This window comes from Kitasatospora sp. NPDC101108 (genome assembly GCF_055584725.1).
The window spans coordinates 810,117-826,492 of sequence record NZ_JBVJLM010000001.1; the positions used below are offsets into that span (position 1 = coordinate 810,117).

The 16,376-nt window shown below is 73.5% G+C and carries 12 protein-coding genes; 9 read left to right on the forward strand and 3 right to left on the reverse strand.

The window, feature by feature from the left end:
- The first annotated feature begins 268 nt into the window (after window positions 1-268).
- Window positions 269-2,197, forward strand: a complete 1,929-nt coding sequence (locus tag ACZ6Z8_RS03625) for a cellulase family glycosylhydrolase (RefSeq protein ID WP_465606331.1) — start codon at window positions 269-271, stop codon at window positions 2,195-2,197.
- A gap of 202 nt (window positions 2,198-2,399) precedes the next feature.
- Entirely contained in the window at window positions 2,400-2,912 is a 513-nt protein-coding gene (locus ACZ6Z8_RS03630) for a signal peptide protein (RefSeq protein ID WP_465605939.1), read from the forward strand.
- Window positions 2,913-2,989: 77 nt separating this feature from the next.
- Here the strand turns inward: ACZ6Z8_RS03630 and ACZ6Z8_RS03635 are convergent, their stop codons facing one another.
- On the reverse strand, window positions 2,990-4,393 hold the full coding sequence (locus ACZ6Z8_RS03635; RefSeq protein ID WP_465605941.1) for an aminotransferase-like domain-containing protein: 1,404 nt from the start codon (window positions 4,391-4,393) through the stop codon (window positions 2,990-2,992).
- Here ACZ6Z8_RS03635 and ACZ6Z8_RS03640 point away from each other — a divergent pair.
- The 7 genes from ACZ6Z8_RS03640 to ACZ6Z8_RS03670 all read left to right on the forward strand — a co-directional run bounded on the left by ACZ6Z8_RS03640 (window position 4,392) and on the right by ACZ6Z8_RS03670 (window position 14,322).
- On the forward strand, window positions 4,392-5,651 hold the full coding sequence (locus ACZ6Z8_RS03640; RefSeq protein ID WP_465605943.1) for an aminotransferase class V-fold PLP-dependent enzyme: 1,260 nt from the start codon (window positions 4,392-4,394) through the stop codon (window positions 5,649-5,651). The genes ACZ6Z8_RS03635 and ACZ6Z8_RS03640 overlap by 2 nt on opposite strands.
- A gap of 41 nt (window positions 5,652-5,692) precedes the next feature.
- A complete protein-coding gene (locus ACZ6Z8_RS03645) occupies window positions 5,693-6,988 on the forward strand; it encodes an MFS transporter (RefSeq protein WP_465606332.1) in 1,296 nt (431 codons plus the stop codon).
- Between the two features lie 345 nt (window positions 6,989-7,333).
- Window positions 7,334-8,746: a family 2B encapsulin nanocompartment shell protein gene (locus tag ACZ6Z8_RS03650; protein ID WP_465605945.1), complete on the forward strand. Its 1,413-nt coding sequence runs from the start codon at window positions 7,334-7,336 to the stop codon at window positions 8,744-8,746.
- Window positions 8,733-10,160 carry a SufS family cysteine desulfurase gene (locus ACZ6Z8_RS03655; RefSeq protein ID WP_465605947.1) on the forward strand — a complete coding sequence of 476 codons (1,428 nt, stop codon included), beginning with the start codon at window positions 8,733-8,735 and terminating at the stop codon, window positions 10,158-10,160. Before ACZ6Z8_RS03650 ends, ACZ6Z8_RS03655 begins: the two co-directional genes overlap by 14 nt.
- A gap of 397 nt (window positions 10,161-10,557) precedes the next feature.
- Complete coding sequence (locus ACZ6Z8_RS03660; protein ID WP_465605949.1) at window positions 10,558-12,411, forward strand: phospholipase C; 1,854 nt, start codon at window positions 10,558-10,560, stop codon at window positions 12,409-12,411.
- 92 nt (window positions 12,412-12,503) lie between these two features.
- Window positions 12,504-13,463, forward strand: coding sequence for a TAXI family TRAP transporter solute-binding subunit (locus tag ACZ6Z8_RS03665; protein WP_465605951.1), 960 nt, complete (start codon window positions 12,504-12,506; stop codon window positions 13,461-13,463).
- Between the two features lie 163 nt (window positions 13,464-13,626).
- Window positions 13,627-14,322 (forward strand): hypothetical protein, encoded by a 696-nt coding sequence (locus ACZ6Z8_RS03670; RefSeq protein ID WP_465605953.1) that lies wholly within the window; start codon window positions 13,627-13,629, stop codon window positions 14,320-14,322.
- Here the strand turns inward: ACZ6Z8_RS03670 and ACZ6Z8_RS03675 are convergent.
- Together ACZ6Z8_RS03675 and ACZ6Z8_RS03680 are read right to left on the reverse strand one after the other, a co-directional pair.
- A complete protein-coding gene (locus tag ACZ6Z8_RS03675) occupies window positions 14,306-15,688 on the reverse strand; it encodes a sensor histidine kinase (protein WP_465605955.1) in 1,383 nt (460 codons plus the stop codon). The two genes, ACZ6Z8_RS03670 and ACZ6Z8_RS03675, sit on opposite strands and share 17 nt — an antisense overlap.
- Window positions 15,685-16,362, reverse strand: coding sequence for a response regulator transcription factor (locus tag ACZ6Z8_RS03680; protein WP_465605957.1), 678 nt, complete (start codon window positions 16,360-16,362; stop codon window positions 15,685-15,687). The genes ACZ6Z8_RS03675 and ACZ6Z8_RS03680 overlap by 4 nt, the downstream gene beginning before the upstream one ends.
- Between the last annotated feature and the right edge of the window lie 14 nt (window positions 16,363-16,376).

The following is a 16,376-nucleotide window of genomic DNA, read 5'->3' on the forward strand; positions in this document are numbered from 1 at the left end:
CCGCTGCCCGTGTCGTCCTTGACCGTCGGTGCCAACGGATCACCGCCTTGCTCGTGGGGGTGTGGGGGGTGGGGAGGTGCGGGGTGGGGAGGTGCGGGGTGGGGAGGTGCGGGGTGGGGAAGTGCGAGCCATGAAACCGGCGGCGCCGTTGCACGTCAATGCCGTTGTCATAAGGGCCTCGTCCGGTCGACACTCTCGTCCTGAAGAGCTGTTTTGACGTACCGTCGACAACCCTGCCCCTGTGACTCCGCTTCTGGAGAGATCCGTGATACCCATCCGCCCGGCTCGCCGAGCCGTGCTCGCGGTGGCGGCCCTGCTGGCCGCCCTCGTCACCGCCGCCCCACCCGCACGAGCGGCGGCGGCCGCACCGACCGCCGCACCCGTACCGAGCGGCATCCGGCTCGCCGCCTCCTGGACCGGCCCGCTGAGCACCCGCGGGCGGTACGTGGTCGACGCGAACGGCGACCGGTTCAAGTTGAAGGCCGGCAACTGGGCTGGTGCCCAGGGGACTTGGGAAGGCAGCGGCTCGACCACCGACCCGGCCGACAACCAGGCCGGCCAGGTCTCGTACAACATCCCGCTCGGCCTGGACCGGGCGCCGATCGGCCGGATCCTGGCGGGCTTCCACGGCCTGGGCCTGAACGCCGTCCGGCTGCCGTTCGCCAACGCGCTGATCCACGACACCGGTACCGTCCCGGACGCCGCCGTCGCCGCCAACCCGCAGCTCAGGGGCAAGACCCCGCTGCAGGTCTACGACGCCGTCGTGGCCGCGCTGACCGCCGACGGGTTCGCGGTCGTCCTCAACAACCACACCACCAGCTACCGCTTCTGCTGCGGCCTGGACGGCAACGAGCGCTGGAACAGCGGCCAGAGCACCCAGCAGTGGGAGGACGACTGGGTGTTCATGGTGAACCGCTACAAGGCGGACAAGCGGGTCGTCGGCGCGGACCTGCGCAACGAGGTGCGCCGCGACACCTGGGACGACCCCAACTGGGGCCTGGGCGACAGCCACGACGAGTACGCCGCCTTCGAGGAGGCCGGGAACCGGATCCTCCAGGCCGACCCGGACATGCTGGTCATCATGGAGGGCATCAACTGGTACGGCATCCCGGCCGCCGGGTTCTCCCACGGCCGGCCGATGCTCACCCCGGTGGCCACCCTGTCCAACACCCTGATCCGGTCCGACAAGCTGGTCTACGCCGCCCACTTCTACGCCTACACCGGCCCGGCCAACACCGGCGCGGGCAGCGGCCCCGGCTCCACCCGTGACCCGCGCTACGAGGACTTCACCCCCGACCAGCTCGCCCAGGTGGTCAACCAGGAAGCCCTGTTCGCCACCCAGGACGGCCAGCACTTCACCGCCCCGGTCTGGGTCAGCGAGTTCGGCGCCGCCGGGCGCGGCTCCACCGACGCCAAGGAGCAGGCCTGGTTCGACCGCTTCACCGACATCCTGGCCGCCAACGACACCGACTTCGCCGTCTGGCCGCTGGTGGGCTGGCAGACCAACGGCGTCCCCAACGACAACTGGGCGCTGCTCTCCTACGACAGCGCCGGCCGTCAGCTCGGACTGAACGACCCCGGTGACTGGCGCGCCGCCGACTGGCACAAGCTGGTCAACGCGCCCTCGTACACCGGACAGGTCGCACCGTCCGCCCGCTGGAACATGCTCGACCTCGACCACGGGGACCAGAACGTCTCCGGCCGCATGCTGGCCCGGCCCGACTGGAGCCCCGGAAACCGCAAGGGCGACTGCCCGGACGGCCAGCGCCTCGCCGGCCTCGGCCGCAGCAGCAGCCGCGGCCTGTGCACCGACAGCGGCGGCCCCGCCGTCGGCGCCGGGGACTGGGTGACCGTCACCGACCCGCGCTACGTCACCGAGGGTGACTGGGCGTCCGGCTACGACAAGCTCCAGTGCCCCGACCGCACCTTCGCCGTGGGCTACAGCGTGCACAACAACGCGATGTCCGCGCTGCTCTGCGCCCCGGCCGCCACCGCCCTGCCCACCACCGGCCGCACGGTCTGGTTCGACCACGGCGACAACCGGCCCGCCACCGGTGGCTCCGCCGCCGGCGACTGGGCGCCCGGCACCTACAAGGGCCAGTGCGCGGACGACGAGTACGTCGCCGGGGTGGCGGACACCTGGCGGTGGCTCCAGTACGGCGTCCCCGACGCGCTGCTCTGCCGTCCGCTGCACTGAGGCACCCGGCCCGGCCGGCGGATTTCGGTGACGCGGAGTGACCGGATTTTCGGGCGACGCGCCCGGCGGATGCGCCATCCGCCGGGCGCGTGCAGGGTGGAGGGGAACGAACCGCCGGTCCGGCGACCGTCCGTCGCACGGCGGACACCGTCCGGCAGGCGGCCGCTCCCCCAGCCGCCGCCCCTCGACCGAAGGAGGCGCCATGCCGACCAGGACGATCCCCCGTCGGGTTCTGGTGCTGACCGTCGCCGCCCTCGCCGCCCTGCCCACCGCGGCGCTGACCGCGCCCGCGCAGGCGGCCTCCGCCGCCCCGGCCGCCGCACCCCCGGCCGCATCGGCCGCCACCGCGGCGCCGGTGCGCTTCGTGGACCTGCCCGACACCACGCTGCCGACCGACCGGGCGCCGCACCGGATCACCTTCATGTACCGCAACGACACTCCGACGGACCAGACGGTCGCCCCGCAGGTCCTGGTCGAGTCGCCCCGGAAGGGCCCGTTCCTCAGCCCGTCGGACATCCGGCTCGAACAGCTGGGCCGCGACGGCCACTGGCGCACCCTGCGGCTCGGCAGCCAGACCGGCACGCTCTACACCGGGCTGATCCCGGCGAAGATCGTCCTGCACAGCGGCCACACCCTCACCGAGACCTACCGGATCACCGTGCTCCACTCCTCCGCCCGGGGGACGGTCGAGCCCCGGATCGCGGTCTACGCCTGAGCACCGGGCCGCACCCGCCCCCGGACGCCGCCGCACGCCGCACGCCGCACGCCGCACGCCGCCGCATCGTCGCGCCGTCACGCTTGAGCGGCGGCGGCGCCCAGGCGGGCTGCCGCCTCGACGAGTTCGGCGGGTTCGGCGGCCGCCGCGAAGCCGAGCCGCAGGTGGGCGGCGGGCGGCTCGGCCGGGAAGTGCTGCCGGCCCGGGTTGACGGCCACCCGGTGGGCCCGGGCCGCCTCCGCGAGGGCCTCCTCGGTGCGGCCCGCCGGCAGCCTGACCCACAGGTGCAGGCCGCCCTCCGGAACCCGGGGCGGTGTCCAGTCCGGGAGCTCGCGCGCCAGGGCGTTGGCCAGCACGGCGCAGCGCTGCTGCAGGGCGGCGGACAGGGAGCGCAGGTGCCGCTCCCAGGCCGGGCTGCTGAGCAGTTCGACCGCGGCCTCCTGGAGCGGGCGGGCGATGAAGAAGTCGTCGACCCGCCGCATTCCGAGCAGTCTCCGCATCACCGGTCCCCGGGCGATGAGCGCGCCGATCCGCAGGCTCGGCGAGGCCGGCTTGGTCAGCGAGGTGAGGTGGACGACGGTGCCGTCCCGGTCGTCGGCGACCAGCGGCCGGGGCACCGGTCGGCCGTGGCCGAGGTGGCGGGCGAAGTCGTCCTCGATCAGGAACGCCCCGGCGGCGCGGGCGACGTCGACGACCTGTCGGCGCCGTTCGCCGGACAGGACCGTCCCGGTCGGGTTGTGGAAGGTCGGCTGGCAGTAGAGCAGGCGCGCGCCGGTCATGGCGAAGGCCTCGGCGAGCAGGTCGGGGCGCAGCCCCTGGTCGTCCATCGGCACGGGCACCGGGTGCAGCCCGGCGGCGCGCGCGGCGGCGAGCGCGCCGGCGTAGGTGGGTGACTCGACCAGGACGGGACTGCCGGGCGCCGCGACGGCGCGGAACAGCAGCGACAGCGCCCCCTGCCCTCCTCCGGTGACCAGCACGTCGTCGGGGCCGACGTCGCCGCCCGCCTGGCGGGCGAAGATCGTCCGCAGCGTGGTCAGGCCGGCCGCAGGGGCCCGGTGCCAGGCGTCCGGGCGGCGGGCGGCCCGGGCGAGGGCGCCGCCGAGCAGCCGGGTGGGCTGGAGGCTCTCGTGCAGGTAGCCACCGGACAGCGCGATGGTGCCGGCGGGCACCGTTCCGGGCTGTTCCTCGGGCGGCTCGGGGGCGTGCGAACGCCCGGCCAGCGCCACCGATTGCCAGGAGGTGTCCGGTTCGCCGCCGCCGGTCCGCGGGCGGCGGGCCGCGACGTAGGTGCCGCTCCCGGGGCGGGTGACCACCGCGCCCTCGGCGGCGAGCAGGGCGATCGCCCGGGAGACGGTCACCGGCCCGACTCCGTGACGGTTGATCAGGTCCCGGCTGCTGGGCAGGCGGTCGCCCGGGGAGAGGCGGTCGATCTCGGTCCGGAGGATCGCCACGAGGGTCTCGATACTGCTACCGTCAGACATGAAGAACGAGAATAGCGCTTTCGCCTCCGGTCCGGAACCGCTCCTGAGCGCCGGTCAGGGGCGGCTCCTGGACCTCGCCGCCCTCCGGGCCGACACCCCCGGGTGCGAGGCGGTGATCCACTTCAACAACGCCGGCGCCGGGCTGATGGCCCGTCCGGTCCTGGAGGCGGTGCTCGACCACCTCCGCCTGGAGGCAGGCATCGGCGGCTACGAGGCAGCCGCCGCCCGCGCCGCCGAGGTCGCCGACTTCTACACCGCGCTCGCCGAACTCCTCGGCACCCGCCCCGGCAACCTCGCCTTCGCCGCGAGCGCGACCCACGCCTACACCAAGGCCCTGTCCGCGATCGACTTCCGGCCCGGGGACGTCATCCTCACCACCCGCAACGACTTCGTGTCCAACCAGATCGCCTTCCTCTCCCTCCGCCGCCGCCACGGCGTCCGGATCGTGCACGCCCCCGACCACCCCGACGGCAGCGGCGTCGACGTCGACGCCATGGCCGCGCTGATGTGGGTCCACCGGCCGCGCCTGGTGGCCGTGACCCACGTGCCCACCAACTCCGGGCTGGTGCAGCCGGTCGCCGAGATCGGGCGGCACTGCCGGGAACTCGACCTGCTGTACCTGGTGGACGCCTGCCAGTCGGTCGGCCAGTACCCGATCGACGTCGAGGCGATCGGCTGCGACCTGCTCACCGCGACCTGCCGCAAGTTCCTGCGCGGCCCGCGCGGATCGGGCTTCCTCTACGTCTCCGACCGGGTGCTGGAGGCCGGTTACGAGCCGCTCCACATCGACATGCACGGCGCGCGCTGGGTCGCCCCCGGCGACTACCGGCCGGTCGACACGGCGGCCCGGTTCGAGGAGTGGGAGTTCCCGTACGCCACCGTCCTCGGCTGTGCCGCCGCCGTCCGCTACGCCCTGCGGGTCGGCCCCGAGCCGGTGGCCCGGCGCACCCCCGCACTCGCCGCGCGGCTGCGCGAGCGGCTGGCCGCCCTCCCCGGCATCCGCACCCTCGACCGCGGGCCCGCGCCGGCCGCCCTGGTCACCTTCACCATCGAGGGCTGGCAGGCCGCTCCCTTCAAGGCGGCGATGGACGCGCGCGGCATCAACTCGGCGCTCAGCCTGCGGGAGTTCGCGCAGTTCGACTTCGCCGACAAGGAGGTGGAGTGGTGCCTGCGACTGTCGCCGCACTACTACAACACCGAGGACGAGGTCGACACGGTCGCGGACACGGTCGCCGAACTGGCGAGGAGCGCCCGATGACCCCGACGACCCCGACATCCCCTACGTCCCCGACGTCCCCGATGGCCCCGACGGTCCAGGCCCCCGCCCCGGCACCGCCGAGCGCCGGAACCGCGCAGCGGAGCCTCTGGCACGACCGCGACTTCCTCAAGTTCTGGGTCGGCGAGACGATCTCGCTGCTCGGCAGCCAGGTCACCAACCTCGCCCTGCCGCTCACCGCCATCGGCGCCTTCGGCGCGACCGACGAACAGGTCGGCCTGTTGCGCTTCCTGCAGCTCGTCCCCTACCTCGGGCTCGCCCTGGTCATCGGCGTGTGGGCCGACCGGCACCGGCGCCGGCCGGTGATGCTCGGCGCCAACCTGGTCCGGCTGCTCCTGCTGGCCCTGGTGCCGCTGCTCTACTGGTGGCACGCGCTCGACCTGCCGGTGCTGATGGTGATCGCCTGCACGGTCGGCATCGCCTCGGTGGTGTTCGACGTCAGCTGGATGTCGTACGTGCCGGTACTGGCGAAGAGCCCCGACCGCTACGTCGAGGCCAGCGCCCGGATGAGCACCAGCGCCTCCACCGCAGACGTCGCCGGCCCCGGCCTGGCTGGCCTCCTGGTGTCGGCGGTCGGCGCGCCGGTAGCCGTGCTCGTCGACGCCTGCTCCTACGCGGTGTCCCTGGTCTCGCTGCTGCTGATCCGCACCACCGAGCCGGCCCCCGAGCCCGCCGCCGAACGGCACCTGTGGCGCGAACTCAAGGACGGCATGGGCTGGGTGATGCGCAACCCGGTGCTGCGCTCACTCGCGCTGATCGGCTTCTGCTGCAACTTCTCCATGGTCACCGTGTGGACGATGTTCCTGCTCTACGGCGACCACGACCTCCACCTCGCCGGGACGACCATCGGCGCGGTCTTCTCGACGGCCTCCGTCGGCGGGCTGATCGGCGCGCTGGTCGCACGGCGGGTGATCGCCCGGTTCCCGCTCGGCCGGGTCTACCTGGTCGCCCAGTCGGCGCTGCTGCTCGGCCCGGGCCTGATCCCCGCCGCCGCGGGGCCGCGGCCGGTGATGATCGGGATGTTCGTGCTGTCCTTCTTCACCACCTACCTGGGCCTCGGCGTGGCCGGGGTGATCATCGTCAGCCTCCGCCAGGCCGTCACTCCGCAGTCGATGATGGGGCGGATGACTGCCGCCTTCCGGACCCTGTTGTTCGGCGGCGGGTCGCTCGGCGGTCTCTCCGCCGGGCTGCTCACCGGTCAGCTGGGCGCCCGGGGCGCCCTGACCGTGGCCGCGGTGGGTTCGGCCGCCGTGGTGACCGGGCTGCTGGTCTCCCCGGTGAGCCGACTGCGGGCCCTGCCCGCCGCGAAGGGGCACTGACCGGCGGGTTTCCTCCTCGCCCGGCCCACACTCCGCGCCCCCACACCCCGCGCCCCCGCACCCCCGCCGCCGCCCGCGCACGGCGGGCGCGCGGGGGCGCCCGGGGCGAGCCCCAACTCGCCCCTCGTGCTCCCAAGTCCGGCTTTGCGAAGCATCGCCCCCGCTTATGCCAAAGCCACCCGTTCGAGTGAGTTTGGATACGGCCCATCCCTCATTCTCGCCGCGCCTTTCCCACCGTCCGGCGACTTGAAACCTGGTCACACCGAGCAAGATGCAGCGGCAGCATTCTCCGCGTCGATCTGACGACACGTCGGTTGTTTTGAAACGCCGGAGAGGTGACCAGCCGTGACCACCGAGACCGTTCCGCAGAACCAGGGCCAGCAGAGCCTCAGTACCTCCGCCGCCCGCAACCTCGCCACCACCACCAAGACCGTCCCCCAGATGCTCGGGATCAGCCCCCGCTACCTGCTGCGGGCGCTGCCCTGGGTGGATCTGGAGGCCGGCGTCTACCGGGTCAACCGCCGCCGGGGCTTCATCCTCGGCGACGGCCTGGTCAGCACCTACGTCGACGGCACCGGCGCGACCCGGGTCATCGCCGAGGACCTGCGCGAACTGGCCTTCCTCAGCCAGGTCGACAGCCCGGTGCTCACCGCGCTCGCGGCCGGCTTCACCGAGCGCGAGGTCGCGCCCGGGGAGCTGATCGTCGATGCCGACACCCCCGCCGACCAGCTGCACATCATCGCGTTCGGCCGGGCCGAGAAGCGCGCCACCAGCGCCTACGGCGACGACGCCCTGCTGGCCGTCCTCGGCGAGGGCGACTTCTTCGACGCCCCCGCCTGGGCCGCCGGCACCGCCATGCCGTACCGGGTGAAGGCCGTCACCACCTGCACCGTGCTCTCGCTGGACCGCCGGATGCTGGTCGAACTCGCCGACCGGGAGCCCTCGTTGCGCATCCAGCTGGAGGAGTTCGCGACCGGCCAGCCCCCGGCGGACGCCGAGCACCCGATCGAGCTCCACTCGGGCCACCACGGCGAGCCGTACCTGCCGGAGACCTTCGTCGACTACGAGGAGGCCCCCCGCGAGTACGAGCTGAGCATCGCCCAGACCGTCCTCAAGGTGCACACCCGCGTCGCGGACATCTACAACTCCGACATCGACCAGGTCGACGCCCAACTCCGGTTGACCGTCGAGGCGCTGCGCGAGCGCCAGGAGTGGGAGATGCTCAACCACGCCGAGTACGGCCTGCTCAACAACGTCGCACCGACCCAGCGGGTGCGCACCCGCGGCGGCGCGCCCACCCCGGACGACCTGGACGAACTGCTCACCCGGGTCTGGAAGCAGCCCGCCTTCTTCCTGGCCCACCCGCGGGCGATCGCCGCGTTCGGCCGCGAGTGCACCCGGCGCGGGGTACCGCCGCAGGTCGTCGAGCTGTTCGGCAGCCCGTTCATCACCTGGCGCGGCGTGCCGCTGCTGCCCTCCGACAAGCTGGACCTCAACGGCACGGCCAACTCGGCTCCCGGCACCACCAACATCCTGCTGATGCGCGTCGGCGAGGAGCGGCAGGGCGTGGTGGGCCTGCGGCCGTGCAAGGTCCCGGACGAGGTCGAGCCCGGCCTGGCCGTGCGCGCGATGGGCGTCGACCGGCAGGCCATCACCTCCTACCTGGTGACCAGCTACTTCTCGACCGCCGCCCTCGTGGACGACGCCATCGCGGTGCTCCAGAACGTCGAGGTGTCCAACTACCATGACTACTCCTGACGGAATCGGGCGCGGCACCGGGATCAGCGGCGCCCCGGGCGGCCTCTCGACGTCGACCACCCTGCCGGGCCACGGCGTCGCCACTCCCCCGGATCCGCTCCCCGCGGCCCTCGCCCACGCCGCCGGCGGCGGCCACTACTGGCTGCCGACCCAGGCCGACCGCAGGTCCGCGCCCTCCGCCCCCACCGGCGGCTTCGACGTCGAGGCCGTCCGCCGGGACTTCCCCCAGCTGCACCGCGAGGTCAACGGCCGCCCGCTGGTCTGGCTGGACAACGGCGCCACCACCCTCAAGCCCCGCCAGGTGGTCGAGGCCGTCGGCGAGCACTACGCGTCGGGCACCTCCAACGTCCACCGCGGCGCCCACGCCCTCGCCAAGCAGGCCACCCAGATCTACGAGGAGGGCCGCGCCGAGGCCGCCAAGGTGCTCGGCGCCCCGGACCCGGACGAGATCGTCTTCGTCCGGGGCACCACCGAGGCCGTCAACCTGGTGGCCCAGACCTGGGGGCGGGCCAACCTCGGCGTCGGCGACGAGATCCTGGTCTCCACCGCCGAGCACCACTCCAACCTGGTGCCCTGGCAGCTGATCGCCAGGGAGCGCCGGGCCCGGGTCGTCCCCATCCCGCTGCTACCTGACGGGCGGTTGGACCAGGACGCCTACCGGGACCTGCTCGGCTTCCGGACCAAGCTGGTGGCGCTCACCCACGCGTCCAACGTGCTGGGCACCATCCCGCCGGTGGCGGAGATGACCGCGCTGGCCCACCGCTACGGCGCCAGGGTGCTGATCGACGGCGCCCAGGCGGTCGCCCACTTCCCGGTGGACGTCACCGCCCTGGACGCCGACTTCTACGCCTTCTCCGGGCACAAGGTCTTCGGGCCGACCGGGATCGGCGCGCTGTACGGCAAGCGGGAGCTGCTGGAGGCCATGCCCCCGTGGCAGGGCGGCGGCAACATGATCGACTCGGTGAGCTTCGACAGGACCAGCTACGCCCCCGTCCCGCACCGCCTGGAGGCGGGCACCGGCCACATCGGCGGGGTGGCGGGACTTCGGGCGGCCCTGCGCTACCTGTCCGGACTGGACCGCCAGGCCGCCACCGCGCACGAGGAGCAGCTCACCGCGTACGCCACGGCCGCGCTGCGGACCGTGCCCGGGCTCCGACTGATCGGCGAGGCGCCGGGCAAGATCGGGGTGCTCACCTTCCTGCTCGCCGGGACGGACCCGGTCGCCCTCGCCGGGGCGCTCGACCAGCAGGGCATCGCCGTCCGGGCCGGCCACCACTGCGCCCAACCCGCCCTCGCGGCCTACGGGTTGCAGGCGGCGGCGCGGGCCTCGCTGGCCCTGTACAACACCGTGCAGGACGTCGACTCCCTGGCGGCCGCCCTCCAGGGCATCCAGGCGGAGGCCGCCGCCTCCTGACCGGCAGCGACACCGGCACCGGCACCGGGGGCGGGCACCGAACGGGGTGCCCGCCCCCGGCCGTACGCGCCCGGCGGGGTGATGCCCCCGTGACTTCGACCACGGTTTCGAGCAGGGGCGACGACGGTCCCCGCCGGGAGGGAAGCGACATTCCTGGCCTAAAGGCGCCGAAACCTGTCCCGTAATCATCGGATTCGAGAGACATTCATCAGACTTGTCTGCCTGAATGAAGCCATGACGCAGAGCGCGGTACTTCCCCGATTTACCTCGTGTTCACATGGACCCGTCAACCGCGTTCACCGCTACGCTCTAGCGTCTAGCCGCCGCGCCGCGAGAGCTACGCGCGTCACGGCCCCCACTTCTGACACGCATGACGATGACGTCCGAGGAACCGACCATGCACGCAGTCCCCACCCGTAACAGGTGGCTCCGCTACGGTGCCGGCCTGATCGGCGCGGCCTCGCTGGCCGCCTTCGGCGGTGCTCCCGCGGCCTTCGCGGCCGACGGTCCGCAGACCGCCACCCCGATCAAGCACCTGGTGGTGATATTCCAGGAGAACGTCTCCTTCGACCACTACTTCGGCACCTACCCGAACGCGGCCAACACCCCCGACGACAAGGTGAAGTTCACCGCCAAGCCGGGCACCCCCAAGGTGGACGGCCTCAGCGACGACCTGCTGCACAGGAACCCGAACCGCAACAACCCGCAGCGGCTGACCCCGGCGCAGGCCGTCACCTGCGACCAGGACCACACCTACAAGGACGAGCAGCTCGCCTTCGACGGCGGCAAGATGGACAAGTTCGTCGAGCACACCGACATCGAGAGCTGCAAGGCCCCGATGTACACCGCGCCCGGCCTGGTGATGGACTACTACGACGGCAACACCGTCACCGGCTACTGGAACTACGCCCAGCGCTTCGCGATGAGCGACAACTCCTTCGGCACCAACTACGGCCCCTCCACCCCGGGCGCGATCAACCTGATCTCCGGCCAGCTGCACGGCGGCTACCCGGTCGACCCGAAGACCGGCCAGCAGACCACCGACGCCTACGTGGTCGCCTCCCCGGACGCCAAGGGCATCGGCACCGTCATCAACGACCCCGACCCGGGCTACGACGACTGCTCCAACCCCAAGCACAACCTCCTGGTGATGACGGGCAAGAACGTCGGCGACCTGCTCAACGAGAAGGGCGTCAGCTGGGGCTGGTTCCAGGGCGGCTTCAAGCCGACCGGCACCAAGGACGGCAAGGCCGCCTGCGAGGCCAGCCACAAGAACATCGTCGGCGCCACGCAGACCGACTACAACCCGCACCACGAGCCGTTCCAGTACTACAAGTCCACGGCGAACCCGCAGCACCTCGCGCCCAAGACCGTGGACGAGATCGGCCACGACGGCCAGGCCAACCACCAGTACGACCTGACCGACTTCGACGCCGCCCTCCAGCACGGCAACCTGCCGGCCGTCAGCTACCTCAAGGCCGCCAACTACCAGGACGGCCACGCCGGTTACTCCGACCCGCTGGACGAGCAGCACTTCGTGGTCGACACCGTCAACAAGCTGCAGAAGTCCAAGGACTGGGCCTCCACCGCCGTCATCATCGCCTACGACGACTCGGACGGCTGGTACGACCACAAGTTCGCCGAGCCCGTCAACGGCTCCCGGGACGCGGCCAACGACAGCCTGAGCGGCCCGGGCCAGTGCGGCAAGGACGCCGGTGCGGGCGGCTACGCCGACCGCTGCGGCTTCGGCCCGCGCCTGCCGCTGCTGGTCGCCTCCCCGTACGCGAAGTCCAACTTCGTCGACCACACCCAGACCGACCAGACCTCGATCCTGCGCTTCGTCGAGGACAACTGGAAGACCGGCCGGATCGGCGACTACTCCTTCGACGAGCACGCCGGCTCGATCGAGGGCATGTTCGACTTCAAGAACCCGCAGCCGGCCACCCTGATCCTGGACCCGACCACCGGCCAGCCGGTCGGCGGCGACACTCCGAGCGGCCAGCCCACCGGCGGCTCCTCCACCACCCCGGCCGGCTCCTCCACCACCCCGGCCGGCTCCTCGGCGACCTCCGCCGCCACCGACGGCAGCACCGCCGTCGCCGGGGCCACCAGCAGCGTCTCCGGCCCGCCGCTGGCCGAGACCGGCGCCAACTCCAACACCGGGCCGCTCGCGGCCGCGGCCGTCGCCCTGCTGGCGCTCGGCGGCGGTGCGGTCTTCCTCGCCCGCCGCAAGCGCGGCCGCCGCGCCTGACGGTCAGCTCACCGACACCGCCGGGTCCTCCCTCCGAGGACCCGGCGGTGTCCGCGTTCAACCGAGGGCCCGGGGCGGGCTACCCTCCCAGCATGCCCGCCACCACCGCCCCGCGCCGCCGTACCGTGCTGGCCGCGGCCCTGGCGGCCGCCGTCACCGCCGGGTGCTCGGCCGGCTGCTCGGCCGGGGAAGGGCCCGTGCGCTCGCTGCGGCTCGCCACCGGGCCCGAGGGCGGTCCGTACAACGCCTTCGGCCGCTCCTTCACCGAAGCCGCGAGGGCGAACGGGCACCTGACCCTCACCCCCGTGAGCAGCGCGGCCAGCGTGGACAACCTCCAGCAGCTCGCCGACGGCTCGGTGGACCTCGCCCTCACCACGGCGGACGTCGCCGAGGACGCGGTGCTGGGCCACGACACCTTCGACCACCCGCTCGGCCTGACGGCGCTGGCCCGGGTGTACGTCAACTACCTGCACCTGCTGGCCCCGGCCGACGGCCCGGTGCGCGAACTCGCCGACCTGGCGGGCCGTCGGGTGGCGACCGGCGCGGTGGGCTCCGGGCTCCAGGTCACCGCCGCACGACTGCTGCGGCAGGCCGGGATCGGCGTGCGGCAGCAGTCGCTCGGGCTGGCCGATTCGCTGGCCGCGCTGCACTCCGGCGCGCTGGACGCGGTGTTCTGGTCCGGCGGCGTGCCGACGCCCGCCGTGTCCGCGCTCGCCCGGGAGCTGCCGCTGCGGTTCGTACCGCTGGACGCCGTCGCCGCGCAGCTGCGCGAGCGCTACGGCCCGGTCTACACCGGGGTCACCCTGCCCGCCGGCGCGTACGGCCTCGCCGGCCCGGTCGCCACCCTCGGCGTCGGCAACTACCTGACCGCCCGGCCGGGTGTGCCCGAGGACGCGGTCCGGCAGCTGCTGGGCATCCTCTTCGACCAATGGGCCACCCTGCTGCGGTCCGTGACGGCGGGCGCCCGGCTGGAACCCCGCTTCGCCGTCTCCACCGGGGCCGTCCCGCTCCATCCGGGGGCGGCGGCCTACTACCGCTCGGTGTACGGGTAGCCGGCCCTGGGGGCGTGACGATCCGGTGACACGGAATGCGCCATTCCGTCGACTGTGCGGACTAACTTCGATCGTGCACGCCGCTCCGTCGCCCGCCGGCCCCCGTCCGGGTCGGGCCGGGCAACCGGTATGCCCTCACCCGTACTTCGCGCAGGAGACCCGCATGCCCTTCTCGACGACCCGCCGCACCCCCGCCGTCCGCAGGCTGGCCGGCACCGTCCTGACCACCGCCCTGCTGGTATCCGCCGCCACGGCCTGCAACAACCCGGCCGACGCGCACGACACCGCCGCGCCGACCGCCACCGTCGCCGTCACCCCGAGCGCCACGGCCTCGGCCACACCCAGCGCCACGGCCGCACCGGCGGCTCCGCCCGGCACCCACGGCACCACCGCCTCGGCCACCCCGACCGGCGCGCACCGCAGCACCCCGCCGGCGAGCAGCGGCAAGGGCTCCAAGAGCCAGACCCTGCCGGACGGCAGCAAGGTCGAGATCCAACGGCTCGGCGACCAGCACTACGTCGCGAAGATCGTGCACGACGGCCAGGTCCTCGGCACGGTCGAGGCGAACGGCCACGACGCCGGCGTGGACGCCAACGACATGTTCGTCGTGCTGGCGATGGACGGCACCGTCCACGCCTGGATGGGTGGCTCGCACAAGGGCCCGGGCACCTTCAAGCTCGCGGGCGGCTGGACGGCCAAGGTCACCAAGGTCGGCGAACTCCACTACCGTGCCGACATCATCGGCAACGACAACGCGGTGATGGGCACCATGGAGGCCGACCAGCACGACGACGGGCTCGACGCCAACGGCGTGTACATCGTGCTCGGCGCCGGCGGTGAGATCAGCGCCCACGATTAGGACCACAGGGCAGCCGGAACTCCACGGTCAGTCCGTGCGGGCTGGTCGCGCCCACGGTCAGCGATCCCCCGCAGGCGCGGGCGAGTTCGTCCGCGATGGCCAGACCGAGACCGGTGCCGGGGACGTTCTGGTGCTCCGGCGCCCGGGCGAACCGGCCCAGCAGCAGGGGAAGTCGGCTCGCCGGGACACCGGCTCCGGTGTCGGTGACCCGGACCACGGCGCCGCCCTCGGGCAGGGCCGCCGCCGCCACCCGGACGCGCTCCCCCTCCGGGACGAACTTGCTCGCGTTGTCCAGCAGCGCGTCCAGGATCCGTCCGGTGGCGTCCGGGAGCCCGAGAGCCCGCAGTCCGGGCGCGACGTCCGCCGTCAGTTCCAGCCCGCCCGCCTCGAACACCGGCTCCCAGGCGGCCACCCGCCCGGCCACGGCCGCCGAGACGTCCTGCTCCTCGACCGGCGCGGTGGCCGCCTCCAGCCGGGCCAACGCCAGCAGGCCGTCGAGCAGTTCGCCCAACCGGTCCGCCTCGTCCAGGGCCAGCGCGTGCGCCCGCCGCCCGGGACCCGGCCCGACGTGCGGCTCCGCGTTCTCCAGTTGCAGCACCAGGGTGGCCAGCGGGTTGCGCAGCTGGTGGGACGCGTCCGCGACGAAGTCCCGCCGGCGCCGCAGCGATTCGGCGACGGCCTGCGCCATGCCGTCGAAGTGCCTTCGCAGCCGCCGTAGTTCGGGTGGTCCGGTGTCGGAGGCGACACGCAGTTCGAAGCGGCCGCCGGCCACCGTGGCGACGGCGCGGTCGAGTTCGTGGACGGGCCGCAGCAGCCAGCGGGCGATCCCGGCCGCGACCAGCGCGGCGGCGCCGAAGGCGGTGACGGCCCCGGCGGCGATCAGCGCCCAGCGAACCAGCACGTCGTGGCGCGCGGCCCCGGTGGGGACGGTCAACAGGACGGCACCGCCCACTCGTTCGTCCTGACCGACCGGTTCGGCCAGCACGACGGTGTCCGGCCCCCAGGGGCGGACGGTGGGCAGTTCCTCGGTGGAGCGGCCGGTGAGGGCGCGGTCCTCGGCGCGCTGGGCGGCCGTGCCGCTCGGGGCCGGGCCGACCCGGCCGACGGTACGGCCGGCGGTGTCGACCACCGTCACGGCGGCACCGTAGAGCTCGGCGTAGCGGGAGAGTTCGGCGTCGAGTTCGCGGCGGTCGGCGTCGGTGCGGATCCGGTCGGCGAGTTCGGCGAACCGGACGCCGTCGGCCCGGCGCTGCAGCAGCAGGTGTTCGGTGCGGCCGCGGGCGTAGGAGTCGGCCAGCGGCAGGGCGAGCAGCAGCACGGCGGTGCCGATGAGCGCGGTGAGCACGGCCAGCAGGCGGCGCCTCACGGGCCGTCCAGGGCGCCGAGCTGGTAGCCGTACCCGCGGATGGTGCGGACCAGCGCGGCCCGGCCGGTCTTGGCGCGGATCCCGGCCACGTGCACGTCCAGCGAGCGCGAGGAGGCGAGGAAGGCATCGCCCCAGATCCGGTCGAGGATCTCCTCGCGGGAGCGGACGTCCCCGGGCTGGGCGGCGAGCAGCGCGAGGACGTCGAACTCCCGGCGGGTGAGCCGGACGGGCGTGCCGTCGACGGTCACCGTGCGGGCGGCCAGGTCGATCGCCACGTCGCCGGTGCGCACCTGCCGCTCGCCGCCGCCCGGTTCGGGGGCGGAGCCGGTGCGGCGGCGCACCGTGTCGATCCGGGCGATCAGTTCGGCCATCCGGAACGGCTTGACCACGTAGTCGTCGGCCCCGGCCCGCAGCGCCTGGAGGACGTCCCGCTCCTCGCTGCGCGCGGTGACCACGATCAGCGGCAGGGCGCACACGGTGCGGAGCTTGCGCAGCAGGTCCAGGCCGTCCAGGTCGGGGAGCCCGAGGTCGAGCAGGACGAACTCGGCCTCCCGGGCGTGCCGCAGCGCCTCCGCGGCGCGGACCACCCGGCGCACGGTGTGGCCGCGCCGGGCGAGCGCGGTGGCGAGGGCCTGGGCCATGCGGTCGTCGTCCTCGACGAGCAGCATGTGCACGGAACCCTCCCCAC

What these genes read in the sequence shown, in the direction of transcription:
- ACZ6Z8_RS03645 (WP_465606332.1), top strand. Translation starts at nt 5,693, where the DNA reads ATGGCCCCGACGGTCCAGGCCCCCGCCCCGGCACCGCCGAGCGCCGGA.
- ACZ6Z8_RS03655 (WP_465605947.1), top strand. Translation starts at nt 8,733, where the DNA reads ATGACTACTCCTGACGGAATCGGGCGCGGCACCGGGATCAGCGGCGCC.
- ACZ6Z8_RS03660 (WP_465605949.1), top strand. Translation starts at nt 10,558, where the DNA reads ATGCACGCAGTCCCCACCCGTAACAGGTGGCTCCGCTACGGTGCCGGC.
- ACZ6Z8_RS03640 (WP_465605943.1), top strand. Translation starts at nt 4,392, where the DNA reads ATGAAGAACGAGAATAGCGCTTTCGCCTCCGGTCCGGAACCGCTCCTG.
- ACZ6Z8_RS03665 (WP_465605951.1), top strand. Translation starts at nt 12,504, where the DNA reads ATGCCCGCCACCACCGCCCCGCGCCGCCGTACCGTGCTGGCCGCGGCC.
- ACZ6Z8_RS03670 (WP_465605953.1), top strand. Translation starts at nt 13,627, where the DNA reads ATGCCCTTCTCGACGACCCGCCGCACCCCCGCCGTCCGCAGGCTGGCC.
- ACZ6Z8_RS03635 (WP_465605941.1), bottom strand. Translation starts at nt 4,393, where the DNA reads ATGTCTGACGGTAGCAGTATCGAGACCCTCGTGGCGATCCTCCGGACC.
- ACZ6Z8_RS03630 (WP_465605939.1), top strand. Translation starts at nt 2,400, where the DNA reads ATGCCGACCAGGACGATCCCCCGTCGGGTTCTGGTGCTGACCGTCGCC.